The sequence below is a fragment of the Aliarcobacter vitoriensis genome, from assembly GCF_048320235.1.
Classification (GTDB): domain Bacteria; phylum Campylobacterota; class Campylobacteria; order Campylobacterales; family Arcobacteraceae; genus Aliarcobacter; species Aliarcobacter vitoriensis.
This window is the reverse complement of record NZ_CP182882.1, coordinates 2,054,582-2,076,609: the sequence shown is the minus strand read 5'-3', so window position 1 is coordinate 2,076,609 and position 22,028 is coordinate 2,054,582. Positions and strand designations below refer to the sequence as shown.

Here is a 22,028-nt window from a genome sequence, read left to right as displayed (position 1 = left end):
TTTATCCTTTTATATAAATCAAAAAATCCCATTACCAAATTTGGAAATGGGATTATACAATTTTCGATTTTAATTTTTAGAATTTATAGTTTAAAGATAAAGTATAATTTCTTTCAGCTCCCCAAGCTTGAGAACCTCCTGTATTTAATAAATAATCTTCATCAAATAAATTATTTGCATTTAAAATAACACTAAAATCTTTTTTAATATCATATTTTGCCATTGCATTTACAAGCGTATAAGCTTTTTGTTTATTAATATCTTTTGCAATTCCAGTAGAATTTGCATTATGAACTTCACTTTGCCAATTAATTCCTCCACCAAGAGTTAATTGATTATATTTATAAGTAGTAAAGAATTTAAGAGTTTGTTTTGGTACTTCTCCTGTTCTTAATCTATCTTTATTTTTATCTTTTGCATCAGTATATGTATATCCTCCTGATAGATTCCAATTTGGTAATAGTTCCCCTGAAACAGTCAAATCCCAACCTTTTATCTCTACTCCATCTTCACTTTTAAAAGCAGTAGTACCTTCTGGTGTTAGGTTTGGAGTATCAGAAACAGCTAAATTATCTTGTTTTGTAATAAAATAAGCAATACTAGCATTTAATTTTCCATCATAAAATTCTGAATTAATTCCAAATTCCGTTGTATTACCCTCTTCTGGATCAAGATAATTTCCACTTGTATCTTTTGCTGTAGAAGTTGGATTAAAAATAGATGTATAACTAGCATAAGTAGCAAAATTTTCATTTATATCATAAACTAAACCTAAATAAGGAGTAAATTCTGCATTATATTTTTGTGTTTGTTCTGTTGCTGTTCCTTTATTAATTACTCTTTCAAAATTAGATAATCTTCCTCCTAAAATTAGATGTAAAGGATCAGATAATTCTAAATTTAAAGCAGCAAAAGCACCAATTTGCTTTTCATCAAAAACATATCTATTTTTTGTTGTTGGCATCGTTGGTCTATTTGCTATATGTCCATTCCATCCATTTATATCTACTATAAATGGTGTTCTAACCTCTGCTGGATCATCTGATTTAGATTGATGACCATTTACACCAAAAGATAGTTTATGCGTTCTTCCAAATAGGTTAAAATCTCCATTTGCATATAAATCTATAGAGTGAGTATCAGGATTTCTCTCAACATATCCCATCTGTCCCATCATTTGTCCTGGATTTAAAATATAATCAATGCTCCCATTATTTTTGTAAGCTGTGTACCCATCATATGAAAAAGCAGAAGAACCAGCAATAGCATAAAGTCTATCAGTTTTTGTTTTTGAATATGAATATCCAGCAACTGCTTTCCAATCATTACTAAAATAGTGTTCTAATCCTAAAGATAGGTTTAATCTTTCCACATCAGTATATGTAAAATCTGCTGCTGCATTATCATGTCTTCCAAAAGTTGTCTGTTTTTTAGAATAATAAGTTGCTTTAGAATGTCCTTCATTTGTTGTAGAACTAAATCCATGAGGAGAAGCATTATCTACATTTGTTTTTTGATATGTTAAAGATGTTGTTAAAAGAGTATTATCAGATAAATTAAAATCTAAAGCACCATATATTAAACTATTTTCTTTATTATATCTATCTTGTTGGCTTCCACCCTCACCATAAGAAGCAACCAATCGTCCTCTTATACTATCACTTGAATTTAACCCACCAGAGATATCTATAGTTCCTTTATAAGTATCCCAACTTCCATAAGATACTTTAGCATCTCCTTGGAACTCTTTTGTAGGTTTTTTTCTAACATAGTTTATGCTTGCACTTGGATTTCCAGCTCCATTTGTAAGTCCTGTTGAACCTCTTATAATTTCAATTCTATCATAAATAGCAGTATCTTCTAATCCTACAAAACCATTGAATCTACCAATATTTATCTCTGATGATGGCATACCATCTCTTTGGAAATTAGTAATAGAAGTCCCTCTTGCATAATAAGAAGTATATCCTGCTCCAAATTGTCCATATTGAGTTAAAGTTACTCCTGGAGTTTGAGTCATAACATCATTTAAATCTTGTAGATTTTGTTCTTGTATTTGCTTTTGAGTCATTACTGTAATTGATTGAGGAGTCTCTTTTAAAGATAAATCTAGTTTTGCAGAAGAACTAGTTTCTTTAATTGTATATGTAGTAGTTTGATTTGTTTCGCTTACTGTGATTTCATCTAATTTTACTTGGTCAGCACTTAATAGAGTACCCCCCCCCGCAACTAACATTGCTGCAACAGAAATTGCCATTTTGATTTTCATCTTTTTCCTTTCTTTCTTAATATTTTTTGATTAAAATTTTGATAAATCTTTAGGAGAATTTATCTTTATTTTTGATAATTAGTATACTAATTATTAAAAAGTAAACGGAATATTAATCAATTAAACTTAAAATAATATAAAATTAATAATAGTTATTCATTCAGTTTTTATATTGTTTAAATTTAAAAATATAATTAGCAATTTTAAACAATTTTATTAACAAAAATTAAGAAGAATTAATAAAAAAAAAACTCTACAATCATATATAAAATTTTTGAAAAGGCTAAAAATATGAAAAAGATTCAAAAAGTGCTTATTGCAAATAGAGGAGAGATTGCACTAAGAATTATCAGAGCTTGTAAAGAGCTTGAGATAAAAAGTGTTGCAATTTTTTCTGAGGTAGATATAGAAGGTGTTTGGGTTAGAAAAGCAGATGAGTGTTACCCAATTTTAGGGGATGTTGTTCAAGCATATTTAGACTATGAAAAAATCATATCTATTGCTAAAAAATCTGATTGTGATGCTATTCACCCTGGATATGGATTTTTAAGTGAAAATGCTGATTTTGCAAGAGCTTGTGAAGAAAATGGTATTATTTTCATTGGTCCAAAACCAGAACATATAGAACTTTTTGGAGATAAAATGGCTTCAAAAGTTGCTATGAAAAAAGTTGGTGTTCCTGTACTTGAAGGTACTGATGAACCAATTATTGACATTGAAGAAGGTGCAAAAATTGCACGAGAGATTGGTTTTCCTGTTATCATCAAAGCTGCGTTCGGTGGTGGAGGACGTGGGATGAGAATAGTAAGACAAGAAAAAGACTTCAAAGAACTATTTGAAAGTGCATCAAACGAAGCTTTAAAATATTTTGGTCGAGGAGAAGCATTTATTGAAAAATATGTTGAAAATCCAAGACACATAGAAATTCAAGTTATTGCTGATAAATATGGAAATGTTCTACACTTGGGGGAAAGAGATTGCTCTATCCAAAGAAGACACCAAAAAGTTATCGAAATTGCTCCATCTCCAAGATTGAATAATGAAGCAAGAAAAGAACTTTATAGAATTGCAACAAAAGCTATGTTCAAACTTGGATATGAAAGCGTTGGAACAGTTGAATTCTTACTTGATCCAGATGACAATATTTACTTTATCGAGATGAATACAAGAGTTCAAGTTGAGCATCCAGTTACTGAAACTATTACTGGTGTTGATATTATTCAAAGAATGATTCAAATTGCTGAAGGTGATAAGATGATATTCTTACAAGAAGAGATTAACTTTAGAGGTTACTCTATTGAGTTTAGAATAAATGCTGAAAATCCATTAAAAGGATTTATGCCATCTGTTGGAACAGTAACAAAATACTTAACTCCAGGAGGTCCAGGAGTAAGACTTGATTCTGCACTTTATACTGGATATAAAGTTCCACCAAACTATGATTCAATGGTAGGAAAACTTATTGTTTGGGCATTAGATTGGGAAGGTTGTGTAAAAAAAGCAAAAAGAGCTTTAGATGAATTTTATGTTGAAGGTTTCCCTACAAACATTCCTCTTCATAGAGAAATTGTAAGAGATCAAGATTTTAAAGATGGAAAATTTACTACAAATTATCTTGATACAAAAATGGATATTTTCACACTTAATAGTCAAGATAATATTTCAGAAGAAGAAGAAAAAATTCAAAATCTTAAAAAATTAATAGATACTATTAACTCAAAAAATATAGCTACAAGACACTAAGAACTTTTGTTCTTAGTTGTTTAATCTACATAAATTAAAGCCTTGATAATATATACTTATAAAAAAATTTATCCAAGGTTATTTAATGTCAATATTTTTTACTCTTTTAGGAAAAATAATCCCTTTATATATAAGTATTATTTTAGGATTTTTAAGCACATATATTTTAAAGTGTGATAAAGAAACAGTAGCAAAAATTTTGCTTTATCTTCTGTCACCACTTATTATTTTCAATGCTGCTTTAAATGTAAATCTAAGTGCTTCAATACTTTTTTTACCAATATTTTTCTTTTTATTTAGTTCTATTTTAAGCTTTATACTTTTAGCATATTTTAAAAGAGTTTATAGTGATAATACTGCAAATTTATTGGCTTTTAGTACCTCAACTGGAAATACTGGAAATATAGGAATCCCTCTAGCTATTTTATTTTTAGAACCAAGTATGGTTGATGTTTTTATATTTACTGTTTTAGCTTCACTTTTATATCAAAATTCAGTTGGATATTATATAACTGCAAAAGGAAATTTTAGTGCAAAACAAAGCCTTTTAAAAATGTTAAAACTTCCAGTTTTATATGCATTTATTTTAGGAATTATTTGTAATTTACTAGAGATAAAATTACCAGAAGTTTTTGAAAACTACAACGAATATTTAAAAGGTGCTTATACTGTTTTTGGTATGATGATAGTTGGAATGGGACTTGAACACATAAGAACAAATGGTTCTTTTGATATGAAATTTATATCTTATGCAATGTTTATAAAATTTATTTTGTGGCCTGTTGTTGTACTTGCTTTTATTTTTATAGATAAAACTTATATTCAATTTTTAAATGATGGTTTATATACTGTTATGTTTTTATTTTCTATTGTTCCACTTGCTGGAAATACTGTAACAGTAGCTACTTTACTAAATGTAAAACCACAAATGATGAGTGTTGCACTGTTTATTTCAACTGTGATTTCACTGTTTTATATTCCATTGATTTTATATTGGTATATGAATTAATTTGTTTTTTTGTATAAAGCTATAAAAATTCCTAACAGTATAATAATAGTTGAAAGAAAAAGCTCAAAAGTAAGAGTTTCATTCAGAAAAACAATACTTAAAAATATTGCCATTATTGGTACTATTAACTGAACTATGCTTGCTGTCATAATCTGCATTTTTGGTAAAACTGTGTACCAAAGAAATACTCCAAAAGCAGTTGTTATTGAACCTGAAGTAGTTGCCATTATAAAAGTTGGAAAATCTATTTTGAGACTATTCTCAAAAAAATAAAGATAAAAAATAGCAAAAATTATAGTAAAAATAAAAGCTTTGAAAAAACTATCTGTTGCATTTAAAGTTGCATTTTTTGATTTCTTTCCAAGAACACTAAAAACTGCCCAACCAAACCCAGATAAAAACATCAAAAAAGTATGAAAATATGAGATTGTAAAATCACTTTTTGGATATAAAAGATATACAAGTCCTACAAAAGCTATCGTTATTCCAATAATTTTATTAAGAGTTAGTTTTTCATTAAAAAATAGAGCTAAAATAATCATAGTTAGCTGAACAACTGCAAATAAAATCAAAGTTCCAACACCTGCGAGCATATTTATATATGAATATGAAAAACAAATTGAATATAAAAAAAACATAAATCCACTAAGATAGTTAGATTTTAGCCCTATTTTAAGATTTTTGTTCTTATAAAAATAGATAACTAAAAGAACAAACATAGCTGATATTATTCTTAAAAAAGTAAAAGTAAAAGCATCAATATTTTGTGTAGAAATAGCCATTCTAGCTAAAATTGAGTTTGAAGCAAAAAATAATAACACTATAAAAATCAAAACTACTAATTTTAAATCAAAATTTAAACTTTTCATATAATTCCTAATTTTTAAAGTATTATACAATATATCCCAAAATTGGGATATATTTTAAGCTACTGTATATATTCTAATATCTGGAGCACTTTCAAAAAGCGGTGAAAGTTCTCTTACTACATCATTTTTAAATAATTCAGATGTTAAATATGCATTTGCACTATCAACACATTCAAATCCATGTAAAACTTGCACATCTTCATCTCTTACTAATAAATCTTTTGATTTAGCACCAATAATTTCATTTAAAAAAGTTTCTTTATACTTTGTATAAACACCTGCTGCTGTTGCTCTATTTTCTGGCTTAATATTCAGTGTAATTTCTAAAAAAGCTTTTGGCATTTTAAATCCTTTTTGTTTTTAAATTTTTCTAGCTAGATTTTGAAATTTTATAAAAAAAGTATTTTTAAATAAACTACATATGTTTCACTAATTTGCTATTTTGTAGTTTAACTTTTCTAAAGATATTAAATCTTTTTTTGCACTCTCTCCAAAAGTTGTAAGATAATCTCCAATAATAAAAGAGTTTGCTCCATATTCAAAAACTTCATATTGTCTATCTTCAAACATACTCTCTCTTCCACCGCCAATCATAACAACTTTAGCACTATCGATCATATTTCTTGCAGTTTTGATTATAGAAAATGCTTCTTGCTTTGTTAATACATTTTTAGAAATTGGTAGATTATTTGTATAATGAAAAAAGTTTAAAGGAACAATCATTGGTTCTAAAGATTTTATTGAATTAAATAGTGAAATTCTATCTTCATGTGATTCTCCAACTCCAAATATTCCTCCACAGGCTAAATTTAGTCCTGCTTCTTTTACATTTAAACAAGTTTCATATCTTTCTTGCCAAGTATGAGTAGAACACAATTTTGGATAAAATTCTTTTGAAGCCTCCAAGTTATGATTATATACTTCAATTCCAGCTTTTTTTAACTCTTTTAATTGCTCTAAAGTTGCTAAACCATTACAAGCATTTATTTTTAAATCTAAATCTTCCTTTTTGATTGCATAAACTAAAGAGATAATATATTCAAGTTTACTATCAGTTAGTTTTTGTCCAGCAGTTACTAAACAAAAACCTTGTGCTTTATGTCTTTTTGCATTTTTTGCTTCTTCAACTACTGTTTTTATCTCTTTTCTTTTGTATCTAGTTATTTCAATATCATTTTTTACACTTTGAGTACAAAATTTACAATCTTCATTGCAAGTACCGCTTTCTATATTTGATATTGAACATAAATATACTTCTTTATTTATATTCATATTTTTTAATCCTTCTTATAATTTTATTTTGTTATGAAAAAATCAACTTAATTCCCAGTAAAACAAGAACTATTCCAATAACTTTCTCAATAATATTTTGATGTTTGTTAAACAAATCCAAATTCTTTTTTATTGACAAAATATTTGCTATAAACATATACCAAAAAATATTTGCCAAAACACAATAAAAACCATATAGTCCCTGAATATACATAGGAGTATCAACACTTACAATTGCTGTAAAAACGGATAGGAAAAAGAGTGTTGCTTTTGGATTTAAAAGGTCTGTTATGAATCCCACAAAAAAAGATTTTTTATAACTATAACTAAGCCTTTTTTCTTTTTGAATTTTTATTTTTGAAGAGTTACTTCTAAAACTTCCATATCCCAAATATATGAGATACAAGGCTCCTAAGATTCTAACTATGTCTAAAAAATATGGAAAATTCTTTAAAATTAGACCTACTCCAAGTAATGTATATCCTACATGAACTAAAATAGCAGCTCCAATACCTAAACTAGAAAAATAAGCATATTTTTTTCCATAATTTATTGTTTGTCTTAATATCACCATAAAATCTGGTCCTGGTGACATCAAAGCTATTTGTATTGTTGTAGCTATTAAAAGTAATTCTATTAAGTATGTGATAAAAAGTCCTTATTTTTCTAATATTCTTATAAAAATTGTATTTAGTTAAAATATTTTATTATATTTTTTAATAAAACTGAAAATCTACACAAAAATATAAATAATGTCTGCTACATATGTTGTATATAAAATAGTTAAATACTACTATAATGTATGATAAAACTATATATTAAGAGATATGATGAATGAAAATTATGATAAAAGAGTTTTAATAGACACAAAGTCTTTAATATGGCAAAAAACTGCGCAAGACCATGTTTTAAAAAAATTGCTTTCTAGTGATTTACATAATGAAACAGCTTTAATAAAAATTGAAAAGAATTCTACTTTAAATAAAAACTCAAAAATTAATAGTGTAGAAATCTTTGTTTTAGAAGGAAAATATATTAATCAATTTGGAGAATTTGAAGTAGGAACTTATTTAAGACTTCCTAAAGAAGATGAAGCATATGTAAAAACAGATATTGGTTGTATAATTTTTAGAAAAATAAATTATTTTACAGATGAACAACAAATAATTATAGATACTACTAGTTCTCAATGGTTACAAGGACAAGGAAATTTGGAAGTAATGCCTTTATATGAACAAACAGCTTTAGTGAAATGGCCAAAAAATGAAAAATTTATTTCTCATAAACATTGGGGTGGAGAAGAGATTCTTGTACTCAAAGGGATTTTTATAGATGAACATGGAAAATATCCTCAAGGATATTGGATTAGAAGCCCTCATTTAAGTGAACATTTTCCTTATGTAGAAGAAGAGACTATAATTTTAGTTAAAACAGGACATTTATAATAATTTTAGGGGAAAGACTTGGAAAATTTTGATTTTTTTAGTGAGTTAAATGAAGAGCTAGTAAACAATATAAAATCTAATTCAAAATATGTAGAAATTCCAAAAGGGACAATACTTTTTTATGAAGGAGATATTTGTAAAGATGTTTTATATCTTATTGAAGGAAATATCAAACTTTCAGTTAGTGCAAATACAAATGATGAAATTCCTTTATATGATTTTTGCCAAGGTGAACAATGTATTGTAAATATTGCAAGTGCCATTTCACAAACAAAAGCTGTTGCAACAGCTGAATCTACAACTTTAATAAAAGGGTATTTAATTCCGATTGATGTTATACAAAATCTGATAGTTCACTCTCCAAGTTATCAAAAAATGATTTTTTCTCTTTTTACACTTCGATATTCTTCTTTAACTACTTTAATTGAAGATATAAAATTTAAAAGATTAGATAGTAGAATTTTAGATTTTCTGAAATCTTATAATTCAAAAGAAATAAAAATTACAAATAGTGAAATAGCTTCTTCTTTGGGTACTTCAAGAACTGTAATAAATAGAGTTTTACAAGATTTAAAAAATAAAAATCTCATAAAATTAGCCAGAGGAACAATAACTATTTTATAAAATATTTTATTAAATAAAAATTATCTTACTTTAATAAATATTTGATAAAATCAAACTAATCTTGTTAAAGATTATTATACTTACAAATAAGGAGTTGTATGAAAAAGAAAATTTTGCTATCTGTTTTAGCATTTGGTCTAGTTTCAAGTATTAATGCTTATGAGTTAAATGGTGATTTGGGTGTAAAATGGACTGGATTTAAACTTGCTTCAAAGGTTGGAGTTTCTGGAACATTTAATAAAATAGATTTAGATATTAAAAAATCTGATAGTTTAACAGCGTTTCTAAAAAGTGCAAAAGTAAAAATTGAATCAAAATCTTTAGAATCAAAAGATGAAGCAAGAAATTTAAATATCACTTCAACACTATTTTCTTTAACTTCTGCAAATTTTATAGAAGGAAATATCTCTAGTGTAGATGAAGTAAATAAAACTTTAGTTTTAGATGTTGTAATGAATGGTATCAAAAAAGCTACTTCTATGAAATATGAAATAAATGATGGAAAGATTGTAGCAAATGGAGTTATAGATATTTTAGATTTTAATATGGCAAGTTCATACAAAGCATTTACGGAAATTTGTGGTGCTTTACATGAAAATGTATCTTATTCTGATGTAAATATAGAGTTTACAATCCCTTTTAAATAAATAATATAGCCTTTTTTAGGCTATATTTTAATCTCTTACAATCTTAGAAACTATTTTTCTAACATTTGGAGCTACAATAAATATTATTGGAATGGCACAGACAGCAGCTTTAAAAAATGCTTCTATCCATTTAGTAAAAAATCCATCAATAAATCCTAAGTTTATAAATGTAATTATAAAGCTCATTATAAAACTCATCACTGTACCCATAATTATTGCAAAAAGATACTTTTCATACTTTTTATCTATCATTTATATCCTTTGTCTATAGAGAATGGATTATAATAGATTAACTATTAAAGTCTAAATTTTAAACATTTATGCCAATATCATTTTTACCTTCAAACTCTTTTGCATTTGCATTTTTTACTATTAATTTTGAGATAGAATCTGTTGTTATTGCTACATCATGAGATTGAGAAGCAACACTTGCATTTTGCTGTGTTTGTTCATCTAGCTTATTAACAGCATCATTTATTTGTTCTATTCTTATAAGTTGTTCTTTTGAAACATTTTGAATCTCTTCTATCAAATTTATAGTTTGAAGTATATTTTTATTTAACTCTTTATAACCTACAATCATATCATTTGCTGTAGATTTCCCATTGTAAGCTTTTTTAGTTGCATTTTCAACTATACTTTTTATTCTTTTAGCAGCATCAGCACTTCTAGTTGCAAGATTTCGTACTTCTCCAGCAACAACAGCAAATCCTTTTCCTGTCTCTCCTGCTGTTGCAGCTTCTACTGCTGCGTTTAATGACAAAATATTTGTTTGAAAGGCAATATTATCAATTACACTTATAGCTTCATTTACTAAGCTTACTTGATTATTTATCTCTTCCATAGATAAGACTGTTTGATTTGCTAACTGTTCACCATCATTTGAAGACTTTCTTACATTTTTTGATAAAGTTGCCATTTGTAAAATGTTATCTGTATTATTTCTAACATGCAAAGTGATTTCTTCCAATGCAGCTGCTGTTTCCTCAAGATTTGCGGCTGCTCTACTTGAAGATAAATTTAAAGTATCTACATTTTCTAACAATATTTTTGAGTTATTTTCTAAAATTAATCCATTGGATTTATTTTCAGTTAACATCTGTGTTATTGTTTGCCTTAAAGTATTTATTCCTTCAAATAATTTTTTAAAATCATTATTTACTAGGTTTGTATTTAAAGAACTTAAATAGTTATATTTACTATATTCTGACAAAATTGTAATAATCTGATTTATATAATTATGAAGTGTTTCAACTAAATTATTTATAGTTTTTGCTATATAGTTTAGTTTTATATTTGTGGTATTTGTATGATGAATTTTATCTCCGATTATACCTTTTTCAATTTTCTCAGAAATAAGCATAATCTCACCATAAATTAGTAGTTCATCATCGTTTCTTTGATTTAGTATATTACATATAGAATCTAATTTAGCTTTTATCTCCTTATTGTAACCTTTGCACTCAAAATCATCTATAGACAAAAAATTTATCTCGTTCTTTAAATATGACTCTATCATATTTAATATTTCTAAAATATCAGTATTTCTATTGTTAAAAAACATCGTAATCTCCTCTATTTTGAATATAATTTTGTAGCAGTCAATATTTCTTCTTGTGTCGGTTTTACTCTAACAGAAATATATCTTAATCCTCCATTTACGCTTTTTGATGAGTAAACAGTTGCATTTACCCAATAATAACCTCCATCTTTTGTTCGGTTTTTAACTATTCCTTTCCAAATTTTTCCACTTTGTATGGTTTCCCATAAATTTTTAAAAACTTCTTTTGGCATATCTTGATGTCTAACCACATTATGGGGTTTACCAACCAATTCACATAACAAATACCCTGATACCTTGCAGAAATCATCATTCGCAAATACAACAATACCTTTTTCATCTGTTTCAGTTACAATTATTATATCTTTACTAAATGTTATTTCTTTTGACACTTTGAGACTCCTTTCCTATGCAATTTAGTTATTATGGTTTATATTGTATATATAAGTAAACACAAACTATATAATGTTTGATTATTTAAAATAATACTTTATAAAAATAATATTTAATAGTAGAATATTTAAGAAAAAAAATCAATACCTAAACGTATTTATTTTAAATATTATTTTAAGAATAATAAAGTTTTAAATATAAAAATTATGTGATTTCATAATATTCTATATTTATAATAATTTAAATCTATAATAGATAGAATCTTTAACATTCATTTTATTATAGGAGAATTTATGTTTTTTTCGAATAAAGAGGATAAGCTACAGCTGAAGGCTATAGACCAAAACTATGCTACCATAGTTTTTAGAAATGATGGAACTATAATAAAAGCCAATAAACTTTTCTTAGACACAATGGGCTATACATTAAATGAAATTATAGGGAAACACCATAAAATATTCTGTGATAAAAGATTTGTTGAAAGTAAAGAATACCAAGAAGCTTGGGATACTTTAAATAAAGGGAAATCTATAACTTCTGAATTTAAAAGAATTAAAAAAGATGGTGAAGCTGTTTTTTTAAGGGCATCATATATGCCAATTTCAAATAAAAATGGCAAAGTTGTTCAAGTTATTAAATTAGCACAAGACATTACTAAGAAAAGATTAAAAGATTTATATTATCTTGGTCAAATAAATGCTATAAATAAATCCCAAGCTGTTATAGAATTTGATATGCAAGGAATTATTTTAAATGCAAATAAAAACTTTTTAGATACTTTAGGTTACTCATTAGATGAAATTATGGGGAAACATCATAGTATTTTTTGTGAAGAATCTTATAGAAATTCAAATGCGTACAAAGAGTTTTGGGAAAAACTCAATAAAGGTGAATATGATGCAGGAGAATACTTGCGAATTGGTAAAAACAGTAAAAAAGTTTATATTCAAGCAAGTTACAATCCTATTTTAGATTTAGATGGTATTCCTTTTAAAGTTGTAAAATATGCAACAGATATAACTTTGAAAAAAAATACAATGTTTGATATAGGAAAAGAGATTGAAGATCTTACAAAATCACTAAAACAACTTCAAAATGCTTCAACATCAATGGTAAATGAAGCAAAAACAAGCATGGAAGGTTCAAAAGCCATAACTGTTTCAATAGAAGAGTTAAATCAAGCTTTTCAAGAGTTATCAACAAAAGTAGAAATTATGCTATCTTCTATTACAAATATTTTTAATACCACTTCACAAAGTGAAAAGGTTGTTTTTGAATTAAAAAGTCAGTCAAAAGATACTGCAATTGCAATGAATAAATTAAATGAAGAATCTATAAAAATAGGTGATACAATAAACGTAATAACTCAAATTGCATTTCAAACAAATATATTAAGTTTAAATGCTGCAGTTGAAGCAGCAACTGCTGGAGAAGCTGGGAAAGGATTTGCAGTTGTTGCTGGCGAAGTAAGGAACCTTGCAACAAGATCAAATGAAGCAGCAAAAGATATAACATCAGCAATCGAATTTATTCAATCTTTGGTAAGAAATTCACTTGAGTCTATTCATAATATTGATGATAAAGTTGAAAAAATAAGTTTGATGTCATCAAATATATCAAGTTCAATTAGTGATCAAAAAAATATATCAAATGAACTAGCTAGTACAGCTTTAGAAACAAGCCAAACTTTAAATCAAATTACAACTAATATGGTAAAAGTTTCAAGTAGTTCAAGTAATACTCAAATTGAAGCACAAAGTACAAAAGATAGTTCAAATAATTTAATAAGTATTTCAAATAATCTTATTGATACATTAAAAGTACTTAATTAATATAAGCACTTTTAAATTCAGATTAATTTGTTACTAAAATAGTACATCCTTCTTTTGATTGTGGTATATGAGATGTTCCTTTAGGATTTATTATAAATGAACCTTCTTTATACTCTTTATTTCCATCATTAAATACTCCAGAAATTACAAATATATGTTCATCAAATAAATCATGTTTATCAATAAAAGGTAATTTACTATTTTCCTCAAATTTATAAATAGCTGTCAATTTTCCATCATTATTCTCTTTAAGTTTATATTGCTTCACACCTTTTGTAATCTCATTTGGGATTATATCATCTAATAAAACTGATAAAATCCCTTCATAATTTACTACTTCCATATTTTTCCTTTATTTTAATTTGCTAGCTAATATTATGCACACAAAGTAATTTTACTGAAAAAACTTTTGTTTGTCAATTAGTTTGTACACAAGATATATTTTGATATAATTGCTTACTATTCAATAAAGGGAAAAATATGGAAAAAAAAGAGTTTGATTTCTCAAAAATGGTTTGTTTTTTATTAAACTCTACATCAAATGCAATGATTAGAGATTATAGACCTCATTTAGAAGAATTTAATTTAACTTATCCACAATACTTGGTGATGATGACACTTTGGAATAATGACAATATATTAATAAAAGATATAAGCAAAGAAACATTTTTTGATTCAGCAACATTAACACCTATTTTAAAAAGATTAGAAGAAAAATCATATATTACTAGAACTCAATCATTAAGTGATGAACGAGGGAAAATAATAAAATTAACTAAAGAAGGAAAAGATTTAAAAGATAAAACAGCTCATATTTTCAAAAATATGGAGTGCAAAATTCAATTAAGTAAAGAAGAACAAGAAGATATTATTAAAATTTGTAACAAGATTTTATCTAAATTGAACAATTAATTTTATCTATAAATTACCAATGGAAAAAATCTTTTTTCTATAATTGCATAAACAAAACCAACACCAAGTCCTATAAAGTGAGCATACCAAGCTATTGGAAGTCCTATTAGAAGTGGAGCAACAGAGATAAGTAAAATCCAAGTTATAATCCCGCTTCTTTGTCTTTTATCAAAATATGCAATATAGCCTAAAACAGCACATATTGCACCACTAGCACCAACTAAATTTACTTGGATATCAACATAAAAAATATATAAAAATGATAAAAGAGAAGTTAAAATACCTGTTACAAAATATAAGGTTATAAATCTTTGTTTACCACGAGCTTGTTCTATAAGATTTCCAAATTGCCATAAGACAAACATATTCATTCCTAGATGTGCTATTCCACCATGAGAAAATATAGAAGTAAGTGGTTGCCAATAAAATCCACCAACTAAGAAATATAAGTTCAATCCCATAAAAAGTGAACCATTTGGAATATTAATTTGGATAATATAAGCTACAACTGTGATAAAAATAATCACATTTGTAGCTGTAAAATCTTTTTTTGAAAATTTCATATTTAGATTAATGCCTCTTTTAAAACATCTTCTATTGTATCAACGGCTTTGATTTCCATTGCACTTTTTACTTCATCTGGAATTTCTTCTAAATCCCTTTCAAAGTTCTTTCTTGGAACTAAAGCTTTTTTAATTTTCGCTTTATATGCAGCTATTAATTTTTCTTTTAATCCCCCAATAGGTAAAACTTTTCCTAAAAGTGTCAATTCTCCTGTCATCGCAACATCAGATTTGATTTTTCTATCACTTAAAACTGAAGCCAAAGTTAAAGCCATAGTTATACCAGCACTTGGTCCATCTTTAGGAGTTGCACCTTCTGGAATATGTAAGTGAATATCATATCTTTTATAAACTTCACTACTATCAATTTTTGTTTTTTCCTCTTCTTCTTTTACAGATTTTGGGATTAAATTTTCATCAATTTTTAATATATTTTTATCAATTAAATGCTTAACTACCGAATAAGAAATTCTTGAAGATTCTTTCATAACATCACCTAAATTTCCAGTTACATTTAAAGAACCTTTTCCTTTTAGTTTAATTGCTTCAATTTTTAAAATATCTCCACCAACACTAGTCCAAGCCAAACCATTTGAAACTCCAACAACATCTATTTTATCAGCTGGTTCAATTTCAAAGATAGGATTATCTAAATACTCTTTTAAATCTTTTGTTCCAATAGTTACCTTTGTAAGCTCTGGATTCTGTAAAATCATCTTTACAACTTTTCTAAATAATTTAGAGAAAACTCTTCGCAAGTTTCGCACCCCTGCTTCTCTTGTATATTTAGATATTATCAATTCAATAGTTGCTTTACTTAAGCTAATTTCATTTTTATCAAGTCCATGTTTTTGTAACTCTTGGGGAATTAAATAATCTTTTGCAATATGATATTTTTCATTTGGAGTATAAGAATTTAGTTCTATAAACTCCATTCTATCTCTTAATGGTGCTGGAATTCTTCTTATATCATTTGCTGTTGATACAAAAATAACTTGTGATAAATCAACAGGGAAATTCAAATATAAATCTCTAAACTCATGATTTTGTTCTGGGTCAAGTATTTCAAGCATAACAGATGCAGGATCACCTCTATGATTTGAACCCAATTTATCAATTTCATCTAAAACTATAACTGGATTCATTTTTTTAGCATCAATCAAGCCTTTGATCAGTCTTCCAGGCATTGCTCCAACATAAGTTCTTCTATGTCCTCTTAGTTCATTTACATCTTCCATCCCACCTAAAGCTACTCTCACAAGTGGTCGTTTTAATGCCTGAGAAATAGAGTTTGCCAATGAAGTCTTACCAACCCCAGGAGGTCCTACAAAACATAAAACTGTACCTTTTGATTTTAAATCTTCTATTTTTCTTTGTTCAAGTAGTTGTTTTACTGCAAAATATTCAGCAATTCTCTCTTTTGCTTTTTCTAGCGAATAATGGTCTTTATTTAATTGTTTTTCAACACTAGAAACTGATATTTTATCATTTGCATAATCTCCAAAAGGTATATCTAAAACCTGTTCAACATAAGTTTGAAGCAATGATGCATCAGGAGAATCTGGATTCATTCTACTTAATTTATCAATTTGTTTTTTTGTCTCTTTATAAGATTCTTTACCCATAAAACACTTTTTAGCTTTTAATCTTTTTTTATAAGATTTTATCTCTTCATCTTTTTGATTATCAGCTCCAAGTTCCTTTTGAATAGCCTTTATTTGCTCTTTTAAAAAGTAATCTTTATGAGTTTTTTCTATTTTTGAGTTTACTTTTTGAGTTATCTCTTTTTGTATTTTATATGATTCTATCTCTTTTTTTACAACTTCAATAATATCTAAAATTCTTTGTTCTAAATTTGTATTTGCAAAAATTCTATAAGCTTCATCTTTTTTTAGTTTTAAAACTGATGATATTAAATCCGCAACTCTTATAGCATCTTCATTTTCTTCTATTGCTTTTATTAAATCTACTGGAAATTTATTGTTTAGTTTTGAAAGTTTTTTAATATTATCCAATAAAATAGCAATCAAAGATTTAATACTCTCTTCATTTGATATTTCATCTGCAATAATATCAACTGTTGCAAAAATATTTTGGGTTGGTACAAAATCTATTATTTTTGCTTTTGCAACACCTTGAAACAGAACTTTAACTTTACCATCTGGTAAAGAAATTTTTCTCATAACATTTCCAACAACTCCAACATCATAAAAAGAATCTTTTTCTCTTTTGCCTTCTTTTGATGGTCTTGAAACAGTAACCATTACAAGTCTATTAAACTCTATTGCATTTTCAACTGCTTTGATATTTTCCTCTTTATTTAGAAAAAGAGGTGTAATCATAAATGGATATAAAAATACCTCATCTTCAATAATTAAAGGTATAGTTTGTGGAAAATTACCATAATTTGCTAATTGCATATCTTACTCTATCTCCTTAAACATTTATTCGAATATTGCTCTATAAAAAGGCACTTCAACTTTATTTATCTCTTCTGGATTAACCCAAGAATCTTGAGACTTTTGCATATAATACTCTGATGCCATAGGTTTATCTCTTCTTTGATAAAGTTCAGAAATCTCTTTATCCATAGAAGCTTTTGCCATAAAAAGTCTTGCATTCATAGTATCAACTAGAGGCATATATGGAGAATTTTTATATTTATTCTTAAACTCTAAAATCTGTGCTAATGTATCATCAATCAACTGTTGATCTCTAAATTGTTGTTTAAATCCCATAAAATTAGCTTTAATTTTCATATACCTAGCATAATCAATATCTTTGCTTAAACTAAATCTTTTAATATATTCATCTAAATAGAAATTTGCTAAAGCATACTCTTCATCTTGCATATGTGCATTTACCAAAATAAGCATTGCTGTTGGAATATATGGTGAATTTCTATGTTCACTCTCTAGTGAAGTATATGTATCATCTGCTTCATCTAAATCTCCCATTCCAATTTGCATCATCATTTTATTGTACCAATAAAGAGCTGGTTTATTATACTCTTGTTCACTCTTTGAAGAACAAGCATTAAAAATAAATGTAGCACTTAGTAATAACAAAATATTTTTTATTCTTAGGTTTTTTACCATTTAATCATCCTTATTTGTCATAAAAGCAATATATTATCGAAAAAAAGCTTTATATTTATAAATGTTAATGTGTTATAATCTAAAAAACTAATTTAAGGTAATAAAATGAAATTAACTCTTATTGGAAATGGAATAATGGCTCAATCACTTGCTATTGGTTTGGTAAAAAATCATGAAGTTGAAATGATAGGAAGAGATATAAATAAATTAAAACTAATTCACGAAAAAATACCACAATTAACTATCAAAGAACTAAGTGACAAAGAAGATATAACTGGTAAAAATGTTATTTTTTGTGTAAAACCTTATGCACTAGAGAGTGTTTCAGTAAGACTTACTGGTGTTGCTGATGTTTTAATCTCTATTTTAGCTGGAACAAAACTTGATTATTTAAAAAAACAAATAAAAGCTAAAAATTATATAAGAACTATGCCAAATGTTGCTGCAAGTGTTCAAAACTCTATGACAACAGTAACTGGAGATATTGAATCAAAAGCAATAGCATTGGAAGCTTTTTCATCTATTGGTGAGGCTATTTGGGTAAATAACGAAACTCAACTAGACATTGCAAGTGCAATAACTGGTTCTGGACCTGCATTTTTAGCCTTAGTTGCTGAAGCAATAGCCGATGGAGCTGTAAAAGTAGGACTAGAAAGACATTTAGCACAACATTTAGTTCAAGGGCTATTTAGCGGAACTGCTTCTATTTTAAAACATACTCATCCCGCAGTTATAAAAGATTCTGTTATGAGCCCAGCTGGAACAACAGCTGCTGGATATGCAAAACTTGAAGAAGGAAGTGTAAGAGATGCCTTTATAAAAGCAATTGAAGGTTCATTTACAAAATCACAAAAAATTGCTGAAAAATAGTATAACTCTAATAGAAACTTTGATAAGTTTGTTGATATTATCAACTGTTGTAGGTGGTTTTTTAAAAATCTCTTACAATAGTGAAAATGATGACAATATTTTTCATATCATCAACAATATAGAAAATGATTTCACTACAAAAAACTACTCAAGTTTTATTCCATCTGCTACAAATTTACAAATCACCAAAACTAAAATAGGAGATGAAACTGAAATTGAAAATTTAACTGTTAAGAAATATGAATATATTGATAATAAAATAAAAGTTTTCAAATATGAAAAGTAGTTTTTCTCTTATTGAGCTTCTTTTAACTTTGATTATATCAAGCTCAATAGTTGTATATTCAACAATTTTTATAAAAGAACTGTCACTAAAAAATCAAGAAACTCTAAATTTAGAGATTTCAAAACTAGAACTATTTTCAACAAAAGCTTTTTTAGACAAAAATAAAGATGATTTATCTCAAATTCAATTTGATGGGAAAAATCTATATTTTAAAAATTCTCTACTACTCAAAGATGTTAAAGCTTTTACAATAAATAGCAATGGAAATATAGCAACTATTAATATAACTTTATCAAATAATTTAAAACAAGAGTGGGCAATAAAATTATGAAAACTATGAAAAAATCATACACTCTTCTTATAACTTTGATTTTACTTGTAGTTTTTAGTATATCTGCAAATCAGATTTTGGAAAATAACTCTTTGGGAAATGAAAGTTTAAAACAAAAAGTTCTATATATTCAAGCAAAAAATCATCTTGAGTTTTTGGAAGAATATCTTTTAAGTATTGATTTAAAAGATATTGAAAAAATAGAAATTTATGATGATTTTTTTGATATAAAAGCAAAAAAATCAGAAGGTTTTGAACACTATTTATTAAGTGTTCAATCTTTTGATTTTGATATTAGAGTTACAAAAAAGTTAATTATAAAATAACCTCTAAAACTTTCATTGCAAGTTTTAAAGCCCTACTTCTATGTGAAAACTCTTTTTTTACAGTTTCATCAAGTTCACCCAAAGTTTTATCATATCCATTTGGAATAAACATAGGATCATATCCAAAACCATTTGTCCCTATTTCTTTATTTAAAACCACTCCGTGCATCCAACCATGTACTGTATAAACTTCATTTTTATAAACTATTGCTATACAAGCTGTGTAAAATGCTGGAGTTTTTTCTAAACCTAACTTATTTAGTTCAGTTTTTAATTTTTCATTATTCTCTTTATCACTTGCATTAAATCCAGCATATCTAGCACTATAAATTCCAGGGGCATTGTTTAAAACTGGTACACTAATACCACTATCATCAGAAATAACTACAACATCACCAAAATCTTTTTTTTGAAATTCATCATATATTGTTTGTGCTTTTTTTATAGCATTTCCTTGGAAAGTATCTTTATCTTCATCAATCTCAATTTTTCCTAAAATCTCACTAAATGCTACAACTTCATCATTTGGAAGAAGCTTTTTAAATTCTTCTATTTTTCCTTTGTTTGCTGATGCTAAAACTATTTTCAAATTTTGTCCTTATACTACTTATTATCGAATTTTTTATATAATAAACCAAAATTATAATATATTTAGGATTATTAATGATTAAATCTGTAATGCCTTTGAGTTTTATTATTGCTCTTAGATTTTTTGGGCTTTTTATTGTTTTACCTGTTATTTCTGTATATGCTCTATCTTTGGAAGGTTCAAATGCTACTTTAGTAGGAATTGTTGTTGGAGGATATGCTTTAACACAAGTTATTTTTCAAGTTCCATTTGGGATTATGAGTGATAAATTAGGAAGAAAAGGCACTATTATAACTGGGCTTTTACTTTTTGCTATTGGTTCATTTATCTGTGCAATAGCAACTGATATTTTCACTTTGATGTTGGGTCGTCTTTTACAAGGTTCAGGAGCTATTGGAGCAGTTGTTACTGCTATGATAAGTGATTTAGTAAAAGAAGAACAGCGTTCAAAAGCTATGGCAATGATGGGAATGTTCATAGGTCTTTCATTTGCAATTGCTATGTTAGCTGGTCCACTTATTGGTGGTTTTATTGGAGTTGAAGTTTTATTTTATATTACTATGTTTTTAGCACTTATTTCTATTTATATTTTAGTAAAAAAAGTTCCAAATCCACCAGTTATCACTCACACTTACAATGATAAATTAAGATTAGTAGATATTTTAGGAAATGCAAATATCAATCGAATGAATATCACAAATTTTTTACAAAAAGCTTTGATGACATTCGCTTTTTTAGTAATTCCAATAATATTGACAAAAACTTATGGTTGGCAAAAAAGTGAACTTTGGTATGTTTATGTTCCAGCTATGATTTTTGGACTTTTATCTATGGCACCAGCTGCAATTATTGCAGAGAAAAAAGGAAAATTTAGAGAAATTTTAGCTATTGGGATACTATTTTTCATCATCTCATATTTAGTGATAGGATTTAGTTCTAGTGCTTTTGTTTTTGCTATTGGAGTTGTGATTTTCTTTATTGGGTTTAATATGCACGAACCAATTATGCAATCACTTACTTCAAAATTTGCAAAAGTTCATCAAAGAGGAAGTGTTTTAGGAGTATTTAACTCTTTTGGATATTTAGGGACATTTGTTGGTGGACTTTTAGGTGGAATTATGCTTGATAATATTGATCTATCAACATTTTCTATTATTATTGCAATTATCTGTATTTTGTGGGCAGTTTTGATTTTGACTATGCCAAATCCATCAAAAACAAAATCTTTATATTTAAGTTTAGATGAATACAAACTTGAAAATAGTGGAAAACTAAATGAAAATAAAAATATAGAAGAGTGGTATATCAACAACACAGAAAATATTGTTGCTATAAAATACAATGAAAATATCACTCCTGAAGAGATAAAAGATATTTTAAAGTGATAAA

At 26.9% G+C, this 22,028-nt stretch carries 25 protein-coding genes; 12 read left to right on the top strand and 13 right to left on the bottom strand.

Annotated elements, in window-relative coordinates; translation table 11 throughout:
* Window positions 1-76: 76 nt before the first annotated feature.
* Window positions 77-2,269 (bottom strand): TonB-dependent siderophore receptor, encoded by a 2,193-nt coding sequence (locus ACNSOS_RS10300; RefSeq protein ID WP_235826933.1) that lies wholly within the window; start codon window positions 2,267-2,269, stop codon window positions 77-79.
* Between the two features lie 291 nt (window positions 2,270-2,560).
* On the opposite strand from ACNSOS_RS10300, the gene ACNSOS_RS10295 reads away from it, so the two are divergent.
* Window positions 2,561-4,012 carry an acetyl-CoA carboxylase biotin carboxylase subunit gene (locus ACNSOS_RS10295; protein WP_113893255.1) on the top strand — a complete coding sequence of 484 codons (1,452 nt, stop codon included), beginning with the start codon at window positions 2,561-2,563 and terminating at the stop codon, window positions 4,010-4,012.
* Window positions 4,013-4,097: 85 nt separating this feature from the next.
* Window positions 4,098-5,021 carry an AEC family transporter gene (locus ACNSOS_RS10290; protein ID WP_418185221.1) on the top strand — a complete coding sequence of 308 codons (924 nt, stop codon included), beginning with the start codon at window positions 4,098-4,100 and terminating at the stop codon, window positions 5,019-5,021.
* Here the strand turns inward: ACNSOS_RS10290 and ACNSOS_RS10285 are convergent.
* The 4 genes from ACNSOS_RS10285 to ACNSOS_RS10270 all read right to left on the bottom strand — a co-directional run bounded on the left by ACNSOS_RS10285 (window position 5,018) and on the right by ACNSOS_RS10270 (window position 7,757).
* Window positions 5,018-5,890, bottom strand: coding sequence for a DMT family transporter (locus ACNSOS_RS10285; RefSeq protein WP_418185220.1), 873 nt, complete (start codon window positions 5,888-5,890; stop codon window positions 5,018-5,020). The genes ACNSOS_RS10290 and ACNSOS_RS10285 overlap by 4 nt on opposite strands.
* A gap of 54 nt (window positions 5,891-5,944) precedes the next feature.
* Window positions 5,945-6,232, bottom strand: a complete 288-nt coding sequence (locus ACNSOS_RS10280) for a hypothetical protein (RefSeq protein WP_418185219.1) — start codon at window positions 6,230-6,232, stop codon at window positions 5,945-5,947.
* Window positions 6,233-6,319: 87 nt separating this feature from the next.
* On the bottom strand, window positions 6,320-7,162 hold the full coding sequence (locus ACNSOS_RS10275; RefSeq protein WP_418185218.1) for a biotin synthase: 843 nt from the start codon (window positions 7,160-7,162) through the stop codon (window positions 6,320-6,322).
* A 31-nt stretch (window positions 7,163-7,193) separates the two neighbouring features.
* On the bottom strand, window positions 7,194-7,757 hold the full coding sequence (locus tag ACNSOS_RS10270; protein WP_418185217.1) for a LysE family translocator: 564 nt from the start codon (window positions 7,755-7,757) through the stop codon (window positions 7,194-7,196).
* A gap of 235 nt (window positions 7,758-7,992) precedes the next feature.
* Here ACNSOS_RS10270 and ACNSOS_RS10265 point away from each other — a divergent pair, with 235 nt between their 5' ends.
* From ACNSOS_RS10265 to ACNSOS_RS10255, 3 genes are all read left to right on the top strand, one after another.
* Window positions 7,993-8,607, top strand: a complete 615-nt coding sequence (locus ACNSOS_RS10265) for a cupin domain-containing protein (RefSeq protein WP_418185216.1) — start codon at window positions 7,993-7,995, stop codon at window positions 8,605-8,607.
* A gap of 18 nt (window positions 8,608-8,625) precedes the next feature.
* A complete protein-coding gene (locus tag ACNSOS_RS10260) occupies window positions 8,626-9,231 on the top strand; it encodes a Crp/Fnr family transcriptional regulator (RefSeq protein WP_418185215.1) in 606 nt (201 codons plus the stop codon).
* 98 nt (window positions 9,232-9,329) lie between these two features.
* Entirely contained in the window at window positions 9,330-9,878 is a 549-nt protein-coding gene (locus ACNSOS_RS10255; protein WP_418185214.1) for a YceI family protein, read from the top strand.
* Window positions 9,879-9,905: 27 nt separating this feature from the next.
* On the opposite strand, the gene ACNSOS_RS10250 is transcribed toward ACNSOS_RS10255, so the two are convergent.
* The 3 genes from ACNSOS_RS10250 to ACNSOS_RS10240 are packed head-to-tail and all read right to left on the bottom strand — an operon-like array spanning window position 9,906 to window position 11,831.
* The gene (locus ACNSOS_RS10250) at window positions 9,906-10,130 is read right to left on the bottom strand and encodes a DUF2798 domain-containing protein (protein WP_113908425.1); all 225 of its coding nucleotides are present in this window, start codon (window positions 10,128-10,130) and stop codon (window positions 9,906-9,908) included.
* 58 nt (window positions 10,131-10,188) lie between these two features.
* Window positions 10,189-11,442: a methyl-accepting chemotaxis protein gene (locus ACNSOS_RS10245; RefSeq protein ID WP_418185213.1), complete on the bottom strand. Its 1,254-nt coding sequence runs from the start codon at window positions 11,440-11,442 to the stop codon at window positions 10,189-10,191.
* 11 nt (window positions 11,443-11,453) lie between these two features.
* The gene (locus ACNSOS_RS10240; RefSeq protein WP_418185212.1) at window positions 11,454-11,831 is read right to left on the bottom strand and encodes a PAS domain-containing protein; all 378 of its coding nucleotides are present in this window, start codon (window positions 11,829-11,831) and stop codon (window positions 11,454-11,456) included.
* A 294-nt stretch (window positions 11,832-12,125) separates the two neighbouring features.
* On the opposite strand from ACNSOS_RS10240, the gene ACNSOS_RS10235 reads away from it, so the two are divergent.
* Window positions 12,126-13,664: a methyl-accepting chemotaxis protein gene (locus tag ACNSOS_RS10235; RefSeq protein WP_418185211.1), complete on the top strand. Its 1,539-nt coding sequence runs from the start codon at window positions 12,126-12,128 to the stop codon at window positions 13,662-13,664.
* A 22-nt stretch (window positions 13,665-13,686) separates the two neighbouring features.
* Here the strand turns inward: ACNSOS_RS10235 and ACNSOS_RS10230 are convergent, their stop codons facing one another.
* Window positions 13,687-14,007: a cupin domain-containing protein gene (locus ACNSOS_RS10230; RefSeq protein ID WP_418185210.1), complete on the bottom strand. Its 321-nt coding sequence runs from the start codon at window positions 14,005-14,007 to the stop codon at window positions 13,687-13,689.
* Window positions 14,008-14,144: 137 nt separating this feature from the next.
* Between ACNSOS_RS10230 and ACNSOS_RS10225 the strand changes: the two genes are divergently transcribed.
* Window positions 14,145-14,576, top strand: a complete 432-nt coding sequence (locus ACNSOS_RS10225) for a MarR family winged helix-turn-helix transcriptional regulator (protein ID WP_418185209.1) — start codon at window positions 14,145-14,147, stop codon at window positions 14,574-14,576.
* 2 nt (window positions 14,577-14,578) lie between these two features.
* Here ACNSOS_RS10225 and ACNSOS_RS10220 read toward each other — a convergent pair whose 3' ends face one another.
* From ACNSOS_RS10220 to ACNSOS_RS10210, 3 genes are read right to left on the bottom strand one after another with little or no spacing between them, the layout of a single operon-like run.
* The gene (locus tag ACNSOS_RS10220; RefSeq protein ID WP_418185208.1) at window positions 14,579-15,139 is read right to left on the bottom strand and encodes a rhomboid family intramembrane serine protease; all 561 of its coding nucleotides are present in this window, start codon (window positions 15,137-15,139) and stop codon (window positions 14,579-14,581) included.
* Window positions 15,140-15,141: 2 nt separating this feature from the next.
* Window positions 15,142-17,559, bottom strand: a complete 2,418-nt coding sequence (gene lon / locus ACNSOS_RS10215) for an endopeptidase La (RefSeq protein WP_418185207.1) — start codon at window positions 17,557-17,559, stop codon at window positions 15,142-15,144.
* Window positions 17,560-17,583: 24 nt separating this feature from the next.
* Complete coding sequence (locus ACNSOS_RS10210; RefSeq protein ID WP_113893224.1) at window positions 17,584-18,237, bottom strand: outer membrane protein assembly factor BamD; 654 nt, start codon at window positions 18,235-18,237, stop codon at window positions 17,584-17,586.
* 105 nt (window positions 18,238-18,342) lie between these two features.
* Here ACNSOS_RS10210 and ACNSOS_RS10205 point away from each other — a divergent pair, with 105 nt between their 5' ends.
* Genes ACNSOS_RS10205 through ACNSOS_RS10190 form a run of 4 tightly spaced genes read left to right on the top strand, consistent with a single transcriptional unit; the run spans window position 18,343 to window position 20,050 of the window.
* Window positions 18,343-19,107 carry a pyrroline-5-carboxylate reductase gene (locus tag ACNSOS_RS10205; protein WP_418185206.1) on the top strand — a complete coding sequence of 255 codons (765 nt, stop codon included), beginning with the start codon at window positions 18,343-18,345 and terminating at the stop codon, window positions 19,105-19,107.
* Window positions 19,094-19,393 (top strand): type IV pilus modification PilV family protein, encoded by a 300-nt coding sequence (locus ACNSOS_RS10200; protein WP_418185205.1) that lies wholly within the window; start codon window positions 19,094-19,096, stop codon window positions 19,391-19,393. The genes ACNSOS_RS10205 and ACNSOS_RS10200 overlap by 14 nt, the downstream gene beginning before the upstream one ends.
* Complete coding sequence (locus ACNSOS_RS10195) at window positions 19,383-19,724, top strand: hypothetical protein (RefSeq protein ID WP_418185204.1); 342 nt, start codon at window positions 19,383-19,385, stop codon at window positions 19,722-19,724. The genes ACNSOS_RS10200 and ACNSOS_RS10195 overlap by 11 nt, the downstream gene beginning before the upstream one ends.
* 5 nt (window positions 19,725-19,729) lie before the next feature.
* Complete coding sequence (locus ACNSOS_RS10190) at window positions 19,730-20,050, top strand: hypothetical protein (RefSeq protein ID WP_418185203.1); 321 nt, start codon at window positions 19,730-19,732, stop codon at window positions 20,048-20,050.
* Here ACNSOS_RS10190 and ACNSOS_RS10185 read toward each other — a convergent pair.
* Window positions 20,040-20,639, bottom strand: a complete 600-nt coding sequence (locus tag ACNSOS_RS10185) for a non-canonical purine NTP pyrophosphatase (RefSeq protein WP_418185202.1) — start codon at window positions 20,637-20,639, stop codon at window positions 20,040-20,042. The two genes, ACNSOS_RS10190 and ACNSOS_RS10185, sit on opposite strands and share 11 nt — an antisense overlap.
* A gap of 74 nt (window positions 20,640-20,713) precedes the next feature.
* Between ACNSOS_RS10185 and ACNSOS_RS10180 the strand changes: the two genes are divergently transcribed.
* Window positions 20,714-22,024: an MFS transporter gene (locus ACNSOS_RS10180; protein ID WP_418185201.1), complete on the top strand. Its 1,311-nt coding sequence runs from the start codon at window positions 20,714-20,716 to the stop codon at window positions 22,022-22,024.
* Window positions 22,025-22,028 lie beyond the last annotated feature (4 nt).

Coding starts and splice junctions, on each gene's coding strand:
- ACNSOS_RS10300 (WP_235826933.1), bottom strand. CDS start 2,269: ATGAAAATCAAAATGGCAATTTCTGTTGCAGCAATGTTAGTTGCGGGG.
- ACNSOS_RS10295 (WP_113893255.1), top strand. CDS start 2,561: ATGAAAAAGATTCAAAAAGTGCTTATTGCAAATAGAGGAGAGATTGCA.
- ACNSOS_RS10290 (WP_418185221.1), top strand. CDS start 4,098: ATGTCAATATTTTTTACTCTTTTAGGAAAAATAATCCCTTTATATATA.
- ACNSOS_RS10285 (WP_418185220.1), bottom strand. CDS start 5,890: ATGAAAAGTTTAAATTTTGATTTAAAATTAGTAGTTTTGATTTTTATA.
- ACNSOS_RS10280 (WP_418185219.1), bottom strand. CDS start 6,232: ATGCCAAAAGCTTTTTTAGAAATTACACTGAATATTAAGCCAGAAAAT.
- ACNSOS_RS10275 (WP_418185218.1), bottom strand. CDS start 7,162: ATGAATATAAATAAAGAAGTATATTTATGTTCAATATCAAATATAGAA.
- ACNSOS_RS10270 (WP_418185217.1), bottom strand. CDS start 7,757: ATGTCACCAGGACCAGATTTTATGGTGATATTAAGACAAACAATAAAT.
- ACNSOS_RS10265 (WP_418185216.1), top strand. CDS start 7,993: ATGAATGAAAATTATGATAAAAGAGTTTTAATAGACACAAAGTCTTTA.
- ACNSOS_RS10255 (WP_418185214.1), top strand. CDS start 9,330: ATGAAAAAGAAAATTTTGCTATCTGTTTTAGCATTTGGTCTAGTTTCA.
- ACNSOS_RS10250 (WP_113908425.1), bottom strand. CDS start 10,130: ATGATAGATAAAAAGTATGAAAAGTATCTTTTTGCAATAATTATGGGT.
- ACNSOS_RS10245 (WP_418185213.1), bottom strand. CDS start 11,442: ATGTTTTTTAACAATAGAAATACTGATATTTTAGAAATATTAAATATG.
- ACNSOS_RS10235 (WP_418185211.1), top strand. CDS start 12,126: ATGTTTTTTTCGAATAAAGAGGATAAGCTACAGCTGAAGGCTATAGAC.
- ACNSOS_RS10230 (WP_418185210.1), bottom strand. CDS start 14,007: ATGGAAGTAGTAAATTATGAAGGGATTTTATCAGTTTTATTAGATGAT.
- ACNSOS_RS10225 (WP_418185209.1), top strand. CDS start 14,145: ATGGAAAAAAAAGAGTTTGATTTCTCAAAAATGGTTTGTTTTTTATTA.
- ACNSOS_RS10220 (WP_418185208.1), bottom strand. CDS start 15,139: ATGAAATTTTCAAAAAAAGATTTTACAGCTACAAATGTGATTATTTTT.
- lon (WP_418185207.1), bottom strand. CDS start 17,559: ATGCAATTAGCAAATTATGGTAATTTTCCACAAACTATACCTTTAATT.
- ACNSOS_RS10210 (WP_113893224.1), bottom strand. CDS start 18,237: ATGGTAAAAAACCTAAGAATAAAAAATATTTTGTTATTACTAAGTGCT.
- ACNSOS_RS10205 (WP_418185206.1), top strand. CDS start 18,343: ATGAAATTAACTCTTATTGGAAATGGAATAATGGCTCAATCACTTGCT.
- ACNSOS_RS10195 (WP_418185204.1), top strand. CDS start 19,383: ATGAAAAGTAGTTTTTCTCTTATTGAGCTTCTTTTAACTTTGATTATA.
- ACNSOS_RS10190 (WP_418185203.1), top strand. CDS start 19,730: ATGAAAAAATCATACACTCTTCTTATAACTTTGATTTTACTTGTAGTT.
- ACNSOS_RS10180 (WP_418185201.1), top strand. CDS start 20,714: ATGATTAAATCTGTAATGCCTTTGAGTTTTATTATTGCTCTTAGATTT.